This is a genomic window from Rhodococcus sp. KBW08 (assembly GCF_003852455.1).
GTDB classification, from domain to species: domain Bacteria; phylum Actinomycetota; class Actinomycetes; order Mycobacteriales; family Mycobacteriaceae; genus Rhodococcus_F; species Rhodococcus_F baikonurensis.
This window is the reverse complement of sequence record NZ_QAJJ01000010.1, coordinates 48,181-60,687: the sequence shown is the minus strand read 5'-3', so window position 1 is coordinate 60,687 and position 12,507 is coordinate 48,181. Positions and strand designations below refer to the sequence as shown.

The following is a 12,507-nucleotide window of genomic DNA, read 5'->3' as shown; positions in this document are numbered from 1 at the left end:
TCCCCTCAGTTCAATCATGAGGAGAACTCTGCCCTACCGGCAATGACCAGCACATCGGCCACAGGTCTAGTTCCGAGTGGTACTCAGGTAGGACATGAGTCCGGGCAATTCGGGCAGAACCCCGAGAAATCACCCGGATCTCGTCCCTCAGGACGACGCTTGAGCCCAGAATCGCTTGGGGATCCGGCCGGCGTGCCGCGCCTCGAAACCTGCCACGACAGCGTGACGCATCGCCGACGCCATCAGCGCGGGATTCTTGGCCCGCGTCACCGCTGTCGCTAGCAGGACGGCGTCGCAGCCCAACTCCATGGCAAGGGTGGCGTCGCTGGCCGTTCCGATCCCGGCGTCGAGGATGACGGGCACGCCGGCGCGCTCGACGATCATCTCGATGTTGTGCGGATTCGCGATGCCCAACCCGGTGCCGATAGGCGAACCGAGCGGCATGACTGCTGCGCAGCCGACCTCTTCGAGGCGAAGCGCCAGCACCGGATCGTCCGTCGTGTAGGGCAGAACGGTGAATCCGTCGTCCACCAATTGTTCTGCGGCGGAAACGAGTTCGATTGCGTCGGGCAGCAGTGTCCGCTCGTCGGCGATGACTTCGAGTTTGACCCAGTTCGTCTCGAGCGCTTCGCGTGCCAACTGCGCCGTCAGCACTGCTTCGGCGGCGCCCCGACACCCGGCGGTGTTCGGCAACGGTTCGATTCCGAGGCGACGAAGCAGGTCCAGAACACCCGTGCCGCCGGCCGCGTCGACTCGCCTCATCGCGACGGTGGTCAGTTCGGTGCCGGAGGCGACAAGCGCTTCCTCGAGCACCGCGAGGTTGGCGGCGCCGCCGGTTCCGGTGATGAGCCGGGAACCGAAACTGCGGCCCGCGATAGTGAGAAGGTCCTGCTCAGCCACCCTGCACCGCCGTGAGGATCTCGATTTCCCAACCACGTCCGACGGATTCGTCCCAGCGCCCGCGAGGAAAGAGCGCACCGTCGACGGCGACGGCGATGCCCTTGCTCGGCAACTCGAGGTGCGTCAGAAGTTCGGTCACCGTGACTGCTCGATCGAACTCGAGATCTTCGCCGTTGACGGTGATCCCGATCGGGACCTGCTCACTCATGAATTTTCCTTAGCTACTGCGAACCGCTCGGGTTCGGTTCCTTTTACCTCGACCAAAGATGTGCCGTTCAACAACGCGAGCGTCGCATCGGCGGTGACGGGCGTCAGCAGGACCCCGTTGCGCCCGTGCCCGGTGGAGACGACGACACGATCGGACACGCGCCCGATCAACGGCAGGTTGTCCGGCGTCATGGGACGCAGGCCTGCCGCGCATTCGTACAGTTCGTATTCGCCGATCGCCGGCATCAGCGCCTCGGCGTCGTTGATCAAGTCCCGTACTCCGGCCATCGTGACCTGTGTGTCCTCACCGGACTCGTATTGTGTTGCACCGACGACGATTCCGTCGCCTCGCGGGACGAGATAGGCCGGCCGGCCGTGGACGCTGCCACGGATCGTTCGACTGGGCGCCGGGGTGACTCCAGGCCTACTCCGCAGGCGAAGAATCTCGCCTTTGACCGGGCGTACCGGTAGCCCGGGCCACAGCTTGGGTGACGCGATACCGGCGGTGAGCACTACCTGATCGGTATCCAGTTCGGCGAGGTCGTTGACTGCACGCGCGATCAATTCGACGCCGGTTTCCGCGCAGGCCTTCTGCAGCGCCTCCAGCAGAAGTCTGTTGTCGACGGCGGATTCACCGACGGCCATCAACCCCGACCGGATGCCCCGGCCCAGCATCGGTTCGAGTTCACGGATGCGTGCGCGACCGAGAACTTCGAGTTCGTGCCCCTGCGAGCTCACCCACTCGGCGATGGTCTGCAGGTCCTGCGCGTCGGCAGCATCGAGTGCCACCGTCAGCGAGCTGTCCGCGGTGAAGACCGATTGCCCGAATTTTCCGAGCTCCTCACCGAACGCCGGCCACCGTTCCAGGGACGCTGCACCAACCGTCAACGCTGTTTCTTCACCCGGCCAGCCTTCGGAAAGCGGTGCAAGCATTCCGCCCGCCACCCACGAAGCACCTGATCCAATGGACGGGTCGTACAACCGAACGGACCACCCGTCGCGGGCTGCGCGCCACGCTATGGCGAGACCGATGACACCGCCGCCGACCACTGACACCGTACGAGCGTGTGTACTCACGAAACTCCACCTCCACTTCCTGCGCCGGCATGATCCGGGTCAGGTCTGACGGTCGGGATCTGGTCGCGATCCCCTCTCAGCCCCACGAACCTCGCAGTCACGACAAAAAAGTGACGACGACGTTTCAGGACTCCCGTGTCGAACCTTGCTCCCTAGAGGCTACCGTTTGCTCCGTGCACCCCACACATCCCAGTAACGACATCGACCGGCGCGAGCGCCTGGCAGCAGCACGGCTGTACCTGTGCACCGACGCGCGCCGCGAGAAAGGCGACCTCGCGCAGTTCGCCGAGGCCGCTTTGTCCGGCGGAGTCGACATCATCCAATTGCGTGACAAGGGATCCGCCGGTGAGCGCGAGTTCGGCCCGCTCGAGGCCAAGGACGAACTGGTAGCGCTGGGCATTCTCGCGGCAGCAGCGCGACGCCACGGCGCATTGTTGGCCGTCAACGATCGCGCGGATCTCGCGATGGCTTCCGGTGCCGACATCCTCCACCTCGGCCAGAACGACATTCCGGTCCCCTACGCGCGAACCGTTGTCGGTGAAGACGTCGTCATCGGCCGTTCGACGAGCAGTCGCGCGCAGGCCAGTCTGGCCGCCATCGAAGAGGGCGTCGACTACTTCTGCACCGGACCGGTGTGGGCGACACCGACCAAACCGAATCGAAGTGCGTCCGGTTTGGAACTGGTTCGATCGACCGCCGACGCCGCGCCGCCGCGCCCCTGGTTCGCGATCGGCGGTATCGACGAGGAGCGCCTGCCAGAGCTGCTCGACGCCGGTGCCACACGCATCGTCGTCGTGCGTGCAATCACGCACGCGTCGGATCCCCAGGCGGCCGCGCAACGCCTCGCCGCAGCCGTCGCCGGACGCTGAAAACCGGTAACTGGCGACCGTCAACTGTTTGCCGGGCGATTCCGCACAGTTACGGGTCAGCACGCCTGACTCGAAACATGAACGGAAGTTGTCCGATCAGACAACAAACCCCCAGTTCCTAGGTGCGATTTGATGTCCGAAAAGTCGGAATGCGTGATCTTGATCACAGTTGCTCCGATTGCGTGTCACATCCCATTCGGTTTGTTGTAGTTTACCTCCAGTTACTAACTGAACCTAGGAGCACTAAATGGGATCCCTCGACACCGGCTCGCTCAGCACCGAATCGCTCGAAGACCTGAACCTCGGCAAGATCAGCGAGCTGCTCAAGCTCGGTATCACCGCGGTCAGCTTCATCACGGCGCTGAACTCGCTCAGCTGAGCCTCGTTTCGGTCGGGAGACCGAAACACGGAAGGGCCGGACTCCTCAGGAGTCCGGCCCTTCTGCTGTGTATATGACCTGTTGAGACTACGTCGCTACAACTGGGTACTGCTCGCCTCGGACAGGTTCTGGTCACTGCCTGACTGATCTCTGCCTGACTGATCATTGCCTTCGGGAGCACTACCCGACAACCATCCGAATCCGCCGTCCTCGAGCACGACGGTGTGCGGGTCGCCGTCCACCGACACAACAGGCTCGGTCCGGAGCTCAGGCCAAGAGGAACCGAATCCCGGATGCAGCGGCAGTGAGTCGACGTCGGCTTCACGCACCCACCGCAACTCGGTGCTCTCACCGTTGGCAACCGTCGACAGTGGATGCGCAGCATCAGCCACGACGGTGGTGTACGTCCACCCGCTCTCGGCGCGCATCGTCACTACTTCCCCGCGAACGCGGACGGCGTCCTCGGCGATACCTGCCTCTTCGTGTGCCTCCCGGACTGCAGCGTGCGTCGTGCTCTCGTGTGAGTCCCGCGCTCCGCCGGGCAGTGCCCACGTTCCACCCTGATGGCTCCACGCCGCACGATGCTGCAGCAAGACCATGGGTGATCCGTCCGAATCGGGGGCACGCAGAAGCAGTCCAGCGGCTCCGTGTTTACCCCAATGCCGAGTACCGTCCGATCCGATGGACCAACCGTCACCGTCACCACGCATCGACTACCTCGCTCCGCCTGCTCTCGCCGTTGTCCCACACTAACCGTTTCAATCTGCTCCAGGTGTAGGTGATGCTTATATGCTCGCGAAGATGCCCTGAATCATTTCTCGGCGGCATCATTTCTCGGTAGCCCGCGTACAGCAGCGAAGTGAGGTGCTCGATGGTCGACCGTGTCGTCCCGTCCATCGAACCCCGGTCGCTGCCGCCCTCCGAGGCCACGTCGGTATCGGCGGAAGACGAGCGCGCACTTCTGCGGCGCGAACTGCAGGCATTCATGTCGTCCACACCTGGCCGGCTGACCGTCGTCGGACTGATCCTGATCGCGATCACCTTGATCGCCGGACTTCTCGCCACTGCAGCGATCGAGAACCGTCAGGCAAATCTCGACCTCCTCCTCGTCGAAACCGAGCCTCTCGCCAACTCGGCCCAGAATCTCTACAGCGCGCTGTCATTGGCCGACGCCGCCGCGGCCACGGCCTTCATCTCCGGTGGCCTCGAACCCGCCGACGTACGCGACCGATACACGCAGTCGATCGGCGAGGCGTCGGCGGAGATCGTGCAGGCATCGGCCGGCCTCGACTCGACGGATCTTGCCGGCCACAGCGCGTTGACCACCATCTCGACCGACCTGTCCGTCTACACCGGGCTGGTCGAAACCGCACGGGCCAACAATCGCGTCGGAAACCCGGTCGGGGCAGCATATTTGAGCGAAGCCTCGCAGTTGATGCAAACCTCGCTGCTGCCGATGGCTCAGCAACTCCACGCCTCGCAAGAGACTTTGGTCTCCCAGGTACAGCGCGATTTCGAGACTCCACCGTGGTGGCCGATCGTGGCCTTCGTCCTCGTTCTGTGCGCACTGGTGGCTACCCAGGTGTATTTCTCCCGCAAGAGTCGCCGACGCTTCAACCTCGGGTTGATCCTTGCCTCGATTGCCGTTGCGGCAGCTCTGCTGTGGCTGCTCACGGTCGGACTGGTGTCCGCCCTTGCCACCGGGCGCGCTCTCGACGCGGGCGCCGAGCCACTGCACGAACTGACCGAGGCGCGAATCATGGCGCAGCAAGCACGCACAGTCGAAACTCTCACATTGGCGAGACGGGATTCGACCGCCGAGGACAACGTCACGTTCACGCGCAAGGTCGACGCTCTGCGCGACACCCTCGAGCGCCTGCAAAACGATGATCGCGCGCGAGTGAACAGCGACGTGTTGGCCGCCGCCCTCGACTCGCGCCAGCAGTGGGTGGCTGCGCACACGCGCATGTACGACCGCCTCGGAAACGGTGACTTCAATTCCGCCGCGGCCATCACCATCGGCGCCGGAGAACAGGATTCGGTCGCGGAGTACGGAAGGCTCGATCACGAACTCTGGCAGGGAATCGTGGATTCGCGGACAAATCTGCGTTCCGACGTCTCGTACGCCTCACGTGTGTTGGCAGCCTCTGCACCGGGCATGACCGTATTGGCAGTACTCGGAGTTGCCGGAATCTTCATCGGATTCTGGCCCCGACTGCGGGAGTACCAGTGACGGGAGTACCGGCAATGCGGAGGAAGATCCCGGCTGCATGCGTCGCGGTTCTGGCGGCGGCGATGCTGGCACTCGCCGGTTGCGGTGCGGACCGAGTAGAAGACCTGAACAACGCGGCCGCCACGTCGTACACGGAACCGCCCCTGCCCGCCGAGGCAACCATCGCGCCCAGCCCGACGCCGACGACTACCGCTTCGTGCACCAATCTCACCGCGAGCCTGCGGCCCACCCCCGCGGACGCATCTCCGCAGCCACCCACGCCGAGCCTCGACGCCATCCGAGCCCGCGGGCGCCTGATCGTGGGCCTGGACACCGGTTCCAACCTCATGAGCTTTCGCGATCCGGCAACCGGGCGTCTCGAAGGTTTCGACGTGGACATCGCCCGCGAGATCGCCCGCGATCTGCTCGGCGACCCCGAGAAGATCGAGTACCGGATCCTGACGTCCGACGACCGGATCGCGGCGCTCCAGGAGTCCATGGTCGACGTTGTCGTCAAAACCATGACCATCACGTGTGAGCGGCGCGAGAAGGTCGACTTCTCGACGCAGTACTTCTCCGCCGAGCAACGAATTCAGGTCTTGCAGGGTTCACCTGTGCGCGGCATCGACGACCTGGCGGGTAAGCGAGTCTGTGCCGCCCGGGGAACGACGTCGGCCACTCGAATTCAGCAGCTCCAACCCGAAGCCACCGTCGTCACAGTCCCGATGTGGTCCGACTGCCTCGTCGTCCTGCAACAGGGTCAGGTGGACGCGATCAGCACCGACGACACGATTCTCGCGGGCCTCGCCTCGCAGGATCCGTATCTCATGATGGTCGGCGGATCACTGGGCGTCGAACCGTACGGAATCGGCGTGAACAAGGACAACTCCGACCTGGTCCGATTCGTTAACGGAACACTGGATCGGATCCGCACTGACGGGACCTGGAACCGTATCTACGACCGCTGGCTCAGCGTCCTCGGTCCGTCACCCGGTCCCCCGCCGGCCGTCTACCGGGATTGAGGCAGACATGACCGAAGAGACCGGCCCCGAGCCCGACGCCACGCAGGCGTCCATGCGTCCCGAAGCCGACGCCACCCAGGCGGTTCACCTAGAGCCTGACTCCACGCAGGCGGTTCACCGCGAGCCAGACTCCACGCAGGCAGTTCACCGCGAGCCTGACTCCACGCAGGCATCCGTACGCCCCGAACCCGAAGCCACCGGCGCCTACGAGCGCCTCGAACCGACCTCGGCCCAGCTACGAGGAACCACGCCGTCCGCGTCCTCCTCCCCTACCGGCCGCTCCACCCGATCCCGGCGCAGCCGGTCGGGACGAAAGCTGCGCCTCGGCGGCGGCCTGGTGGAGGTTCCCCCCGTCCCGCAGATCGACCCGGCGTCGGCGGTGATGAGTGACCCGACCGTCCCCGAGCGCAAACGATTCTGTTGGAAGTGCAACGAACCGGTCGGCCGTAAGAGTGCAAGCACCAAGGCAACTCAGCACGGAACCTGCCCCAAGTGTGGTTCGACTTTCGACTTCCGTCCGCTCCTCGAAGAGGGGGAATTGGTCTCGGGTCAGTACGAGGTTCAAGGCCCCATCGCGCACGGCGGCCTGGGATGGATTTACCTCGCGATCGATCGCAATGTCAGCGACAGGTGGGTAGTTCTCAAGGGGCTCTTGCATTTCGGTGATTCCGAAGCCCAAGCCGTCGCGGTGGCCGAGCGTCAGTTCCTCGCCGAGGTCGCCAACCCCAGCATCGTCAAGATCTTCAACTTCGTCGAGCATCCGCGCCCGGACGGCACACCCATGGGGTACATCGTCATGGAGTACGTGGGCGGGCGATCATTGCGCGAGGTGCTGGCCGAATTCCCGGACGGCAAGCACATGCCGATCGAGCAGGCAATCGGCTACGTACTGGAAATCCTTCCGGCGCTGAGCTATCTGCATTCCACCGGCCTGGCGTACAACGACCTCAAACCCGAGAACGTGATGGTCACCGAAGACCAGCTGAAGCTGATCGACCTCGGCGCCGTGTCCGGAATCGAAGACTACGGATACCTGTACGGCACTGCGGGCTATCAAGCACCGGAGATCATCGAGACCGGCCCGACCATCGCCTCCGACATCTTCACCGTCGGAAGAACACTTGCAGTTCTCACCCTCGACATGCCGTCGAAGCACGGACGGTACCTCGACGGTCTCCCTGAACCCGAGGACGAGCCTCTGCTGCGCGACCACGAGTTCTTCCATCGCCTGCTGCTGCGCGCCACCGACCCGGATCCGAAGAAGCGATTCCAGTCTGCCGAGGAGATCGCGGGCCAACTCACCGGCGTTCTGCGAGAAATTCTCGCGGAGCAGACCGGGCAGGAGAATCCCGGACTGTCACTCGTGTTCAGCAGGCAGCGAACGTCTTTCGGCACCGATGAATTGGTCGGGCAAACCGATGTGTACGTCGACGGTGTCAGCCACGACGCTGCTCTCGATCCTCGCGAAGTTGCGCACGCACTTCCCATTCCGTTGGTCGACCCCACAGATCCCAGCGCGCCGTTGCTTGCGGCTGCGGTGCACAGCGAACCGTCTCAGACTCTCGATGCGCTCAAGCATGCCCGTGAGAACGGCATCGACCGAACGTCCGGCACACCGGCGGCCGCCATCTCCGGAGAAGTTCGACTGGCCGAGGCCAAGGCGCATCTCGATCTCGGCGATCCGGAGACCGCGCTGACTGTTCTGGACGAACTCCACCGATCCATCGGAGATCACTGGAAGATCGAGTGGTATCGAGGGCTTGCAGCGTTGCAACTGGACCGATTCGAGCCCTCCTTCAGTCATTTCGAATCGGTCCTGAACGCGCTCCCGGGCGAGGCCGCACCCAAACTCGCGTTGGCGGCAACAGCAGAACTGATCCTCCAGCATTGGGAGAGCGACGACCCGGACCAGTGGTGCCGCTTCTCCGAGAAGTACTACCGCACCGTCTGGCGGACCGAACGGAACTACGTGAGCGCAGCATTCGGGCTCGCCCGACAACTCGCCGATCACGGCAACAAGAAGGCAGCCATCGCAGCCCTCGACGAAGTCCCCACGTCTTCCCGGCACTACAACGTCGCACGGATGTCGAGCGCTCTGACGATGCTGTCCGGCGTTCCGATCGCCGAACTCGACGAATCGACTCTGCGGGAAGCTGCCCGTCGCGTTCGGGCGCTACCGGCTGAGGAGAGTCGAAGTCTGCAGATGCGAACCCTGGTGTTGGGCACGGCGCTCGATTGGATTCGCTACGGCAATCGCTCGCACACCGAACTCGAACCCATCCTCGACCTGCCCTTCACCGAGCAAGGTCTACGCACCGGAGCCGAAGCCTGCCTTCGCGCCCTCGCTCGCGCCACGACCTCCCGCACACACCGCTACGCACTCGTGGACCGGGCGAATGCGGTGCGTCCGCGCAGCAATTTCTGACGGACGCCCGAGATTTACAGCGCGGCCACCAAAGCCTTCGCCGCGCGAGCGATCGCCAACTCCTCGTTGGTGGGGACCACCAGCACCTCGACGTCCGACGTGGATGCGGAGATACGACGCTCGTCGCGGCTCTTCGCCTCGTTGAGAGCCGGGTCGACCTCGATGCCCAGACGGGAGAGGCCGGCCAGACTGTCGCGTCGTACGTCGATGTTGTTCTCCCCGACGCCACCGGTGAAGGTGATGACGTCGACGCCGCCGAGTTGAACGATGAAGGCGCCGATGTACTTACGCAGCATGTGGACGTAGACGTCGTACGCAAGTTGTGCGTCTTGGTCGCCGCCCTCGATCAGTGCGAGCAGGGCACGAAAATCGTTGACTCCCGAGAGCCCCTTCAAACCGGAACGACGATTCAGGAGGTCGTCGATCTCGTCGACCTTCATTCCCGAGTTGCGGTTGAGGTGCAAGATGATGCCTGGGTCGATGTCGCCGCTGCGAGTACCCATGACAAGGCCTTCGAGCGGGGTGAGGCCCATCGTGGTGTCGATGGCCTTGCCGCCCTTGATCGCCGAGGCCGAAGCGCCGTTTCCGAGGTGCAGGACTATCTGATTCAGCTCGGCCGGATCTTTGCCGAGGAAGTCCGCGACTCGTCCCGACACGTATTCGTGTGAGGTCCCGTGGAAGCCGTACCGGCGAATCTGGTTGGCCTTGGCCACATCCCGATCTATCGCGTACGTGGATGCTGCGGCAGGCAACGTATGGAAGAACGCGGTGTCGAACACGGCCACGTGCGGAACGTCCGGCAGTTCTTCGCGCGCCACCTCGATACCGATCACGTTGGCCGGATTGTGCAGCGGCGCAAGGTTCGACAGATCCGCGATGGCTTTCACGACGCCGTCGTCGATGAGCGTCGGCGAATAGAAGATGTCGCCGCCGTGCACGACTCGGTGACCGACTGCGATGATTCCTGCCTCGCTCAGCGGCCGTCCGACCTCGGCGACGATGTCGAGCACCATCTTCAGGCCCGCTCGGTGATCGGCGATGGGGAGGCTTCGGTCTTCGACTCCGGTGCGGTGGTTGTAGACGATGTGGCCGTCTGGTTCACCGATACGCTCGATGAGGCCGTGCGCCACCGATTCCGCTGTATCCGGATGCACGAGTTGAAATTTGATGGATGACGAGCCGGAATTGATGACCAGTACGGTGCCGTCGCTCACGCTTGCGCTCCCTGTGCCTGAATTGCCGTGATAGCCACGGTGTTGACGATGTCCTGGACCAACGCTCCACGCGAGAGGTCGTTGACCGGCTTGTTCAGTCCCTGCAGAACCGGGCCGACGGCGATAGCGCCGGCACTGCGCTGCACTGCCTTGTAGGTGTTGTTGCCGGTGTTCAGATCCGGGAACACGAACACCGTGGCCTTGCCCGCCACCAGAGAATCCGGCATCTTCTTGTCGGCGACACTCTGCTCGACGGCGGCGTCGTACTGAATGGGTCCTTCCACCAACAGGTCCGGTCGGCGCTCGCGCACCAAAGCGGTTGCGGTGCGAACCTTGTCGACGTCGGCTCCACTGCCCGAATCGCCGGTGGAGTACGAGAGCATCGCGATGCGCGGATCGATCCCGAACTGCGACGCCGTCTGTGCCGACGAGATGGCGATGTCCGCCAACTGCTCCGACGTCGGGTCCGGGACCACGGCGCAGTCACCGTAGGAGAGCACGCGGTCGGCCAGGCACATCAGGAAGATGCTCGAAACCGTCGAGACGCCGGGGGCTGTCTTGATGATCTCGAACGAGGGCCGGATCGTGTGAGCGGTGGTGTGGGCGGCACCGGAGACCATGCCGTCGGCAATACCCAAGTGCACCATCATCGTTCCGAAGTACGAGATGTCGGCGATCACCTCACGGGCCCGCTCGATGGTCATGCCCTTGTGAGCTCGCAGCGCGGTGTATTCCTGTGCGAAGCGCTCGGTGTACTCGGACTGCGCCGGTGCGAGTACCTGTGCGCCGCTGATGTCGACGCCGAGTTCCGCTGCGCGTCGACGCACACTGGGTTCGTCGCCGAGGATCGTCAGGTCGGCAACCTGGCGCTGCAGCAGCCGGCCGGCCGCGCGCAGGATCCGGTCGTCGTCACCCTCCGGGAGGACGATGTGCTTGCGATCGCGTCGAGCCCGGTCGATCAGCTTGTACTCGAACATCTGTGGGGTCACGACGGACGGGATCGGCAGTGCCAGTCGGTCCATCAGAACGTCGGCGTCGACGCGCTGTTCCATCAAACTCAGCGCGGTGTCGACCTTTCGCTGAGATCCGACTGCCACGCGTCCGCGGGTTTGGGCCGCGGCGCTTGCGGTGTCGAAAGTGCCGAGGGTTGTCGTCAGGATCGGTAGACGCTGTTTCAGGCCGGCCATCAACGCCGCGATGGCCGGGTGCGGCGTGATCCCGCCGTTCATGATGATGCCCGCCAACGACGGAAATCCCTCCGCCTCATGCGCATTGAGCAACGCGAGCAGCACATCCGAGCGATCGCCCGGTGCGATCACGACCATGCCCTCGACCAGACGCTCGAGGATGTGCTCGGCGGTCATGCCGCCCACCATCACCTTCAGTGCCTCACGGTGCAGCAGTTCCGGGTCACCCGAATACAACTCGCCGCCGGTGGCCTCCATCAACTCCGCCATCGTTGGCGAGACGAGCAACGGAATCTCCGGCAGGCTCCACGTCGGAACACCGATGTCGGACAGGGCTGCGGTGACCTCGTCGAGCTTGTCGGGATCACAACGGTTGGCGACGACGGCGAGCAGATGGGCGTGGTTGGCGGCCAACTCGGCGGCGCACAGGTGCGCGAGCTGAGCGACCTCCTCGACGCTGCGCCGAGCGCCTCGAACCGCCAACAGGACCGGCGCTCCGAGGTTCACGGCGATGCGGGCGTTGAAGCTCAGTTCGCTGGGGCTTGCGACGTCGGTGTAGTCACTTCCGATGATCACGACGGCGTCGCACTGCTCGGCCACGGTGTGGTACTTCGCGACGATGTCGGCCAGTGCGGCTTCGGGGTCGGCGTGAACCTGCTCGTAGGTGACGCCGAGTGCGTCGGCGTAGGAGAGATCGGCGGTGGTGTGCTCCAGCAGCAGTTCGAGGATGTAGTCGGTTTCCTCGGTCGAGCGGGCGATCGGGCGGAAGACACCGACCCGGGCGACGGTCGCGCACAGCATCTGCAGCACGCCCAGCGCGATGGTGGATTTTCCGGTGTCACCTTCAGGAGAGGCGACGTAGACACTCGACACGGCAGCGGGCGCTTCTGGCATGCCCAACAGCCTAGTGTGGGCCGCCGCCCACCTTGCCACTGATCGTGGTCACGCTCACGCTCGTGCCGACAACCGGCCGCTACGAGAAAGACGAACGGTGCCTGCCACACGTCGAGTGGCA

Annotated in this window: 11 protein-coding genes and 1 riboswitch; of the genes, 5 read left to right on the top strand and 6 right to left on the bottom strand. The window is 64.1% G+C overall.

Translation table 11 applies throughout. The features are described 5' to 3' along the window. Window positions 1-147: 147 nt before the first annotated feature. The 3 genes from DBV08_RS14490 to thiO all read right to left on the bottom strand — a co-directional run bounded on the left by DBV08_RS14490 (window position 148) and on the right by thiO (window position 2,184). Window positions 148-900 carry a thiazole synthase gene (locus tag DBV08_RS14490; protein WP_007726857.1) on the bottom strand — a complete coding sequence of 251 codons (753 nt, stop codon included), beginning with the start codon at window positions 898-900 and terminating at the stop codon, window positions 148-150. After that, window positions 893-1,108, bottom strand: coding sequence for a sulfur carrier protein ThiS (thiS, locus tag DBV08_RS14485; RefSeq protein WP_003944402.1), 216 nt, complete (start codon window positions 1,106-1,108; stop codon window positions 893-895). The genes DBV08_RS14490 and thiS overlap by 8 nt, the downstream gene beginning before the upstream one ends. Continuing rightward, window positions 1,105-2,184 carry a glycine oxidase ThiO gene (thiO, locus tag DBV08_RS14480; protein WP_095973703.1) on the bottom strand — a complete coding sequence of 360 codons (1,080 nt, stop codon included), beginning with the start codon at window positions 2,182-2,184 and terminating at the stop codon, window positions 1,105-1,107. Before thiO ends, thiS begins: the two co-directional genes overlap by 4 nt. Then, window positions 2,184-2,331: riboswitch (TPP riboswitch) on the bottom strand. It overlaps the preceding gene by 1 nt. Window positions 2,332-2,357: 26 nt before the next feature. Here thiO and thiE point away from each other — a divergent pair. Together thiE and DBV08_RS32870 are read left to right on the top strand one after the other, a co-directional pair. Next, window positions 2,358-3,053, top strand: a complete 696-nt coding sequence (gene thiE / locus DBV08_RS14475) for a thiamine phosphate synthase (protein ID WP_095973704.1) — start codon at window positions 2,358-2,360, stop codon at window positions 3,051-3,053. 247 nt (window positions 3,054-3,300) lie between these two features. Further along, the gene (locus DBV08_RS32870; RefSeq protein WP_003944354.1) at window positions 3,301-3,432 is read left to right on the top strand and encodes a hypothetical protein; all 132 of its coding nucleotides are present in this window, start codon (window positions 3,301-3,303) and stop codon (window positions 3,430-3,432) included. 95 nt (window positions 3,433-3,527) lie between these two features. Here the strand turns inward: DBV08_RS32870 and DBV08_RS14470 are convergent, their stop codons facing one another. Continuing rightward, window positions 3,528-4,142, bottom strand: coding sequence for an NUDIX hydrolase (locus DBV08_RS14470; protein ID WP_124567862.1), 615 nt, complete (start codon window positions 4,140-4,142; stop codon window positions 3,528-3,530). 161 nt (window positions 4,143-4,303) lie between these two features. Here DBV08_RS14470 and DBV08_RS14465 point away from each other — a divergent pair, with 161 nt between their 5' ends. From DBV08_RS14465 to DBV08_RS14455, 3 genes are read left to right on the top strand one after another with little or no spacing between them, the layout of a single operon-like run. Further along, the gene (locus DBV08_RS14465) at window positions 4,304-5,665 is read left to right on the top strand and encodes a hypothetical protein (protein WP_124567861.1); all 1,362 of its coding nucleotides are present in this window, start codon (window positions 4,304-4,306) and stop codon (window positions 5,663-5,665) included. Window positions 5,666-5,679: 14 nt separating this feature from the next. Next, window positions 5,680-6,666 (top strand): glutamate ABC transporter substrate-binding protein, encoded by a 987-nt coding sequence (locus DBV08_RS14460; protein ID WP_283383811.1) that lies wholly within the window; start codon window positions 5,680-5,682, stop codon window positions 6,664-6,666. 7 nt (window positions 6,667-6,673) lie between these two features. Beyond that, on the top strand, window positions 6,674-9,091 hold the full coding sequence (locus tag DBV08_RS14455; protein WP_124567859.1) for a serine/threonine-protein kinase: 2,418 nt from the start codon (window positions 6,674-6,676) through the stop codon (window positions 9,089-9,091). Between the two features lie 14 nt (window positions 9,092-9,105). Here DBV08_RS14455 and DBV08_RS14450 read toward each other — a convergent pair whose 3' ends face one another. Both DBV08_RS14450 and pta read right to left on the bottom strand, forming a co-directional pair. After that, window positions 9,106-10,305, bottom strand: coding sequence for an acetate kinase (locus tag DBV08_RS14450; RefSeq protein WP_095973709.1), 1,200 nt, complete (start codon window positions 10,303-10,305; stop codon window positions 9,106-9,108). After that, window positions 10,302-12,386 (bottom strand): phosphate acetyltransferase, encoded by a 2,085-nt coding sequence (gene pta / locus DBV08_RS14445; protein WP_042452123.1) that lies wholly within the window; start codon window positions 12,384-12,386, stop codon window positions 10,302-10,304. Before pta ends, DBV08_RS14450 begins: the two co-directional genes overlap by 4 nt. Between the last annotated feature and the right edge of the window lie 121 nt (window positions 12,387-12,507).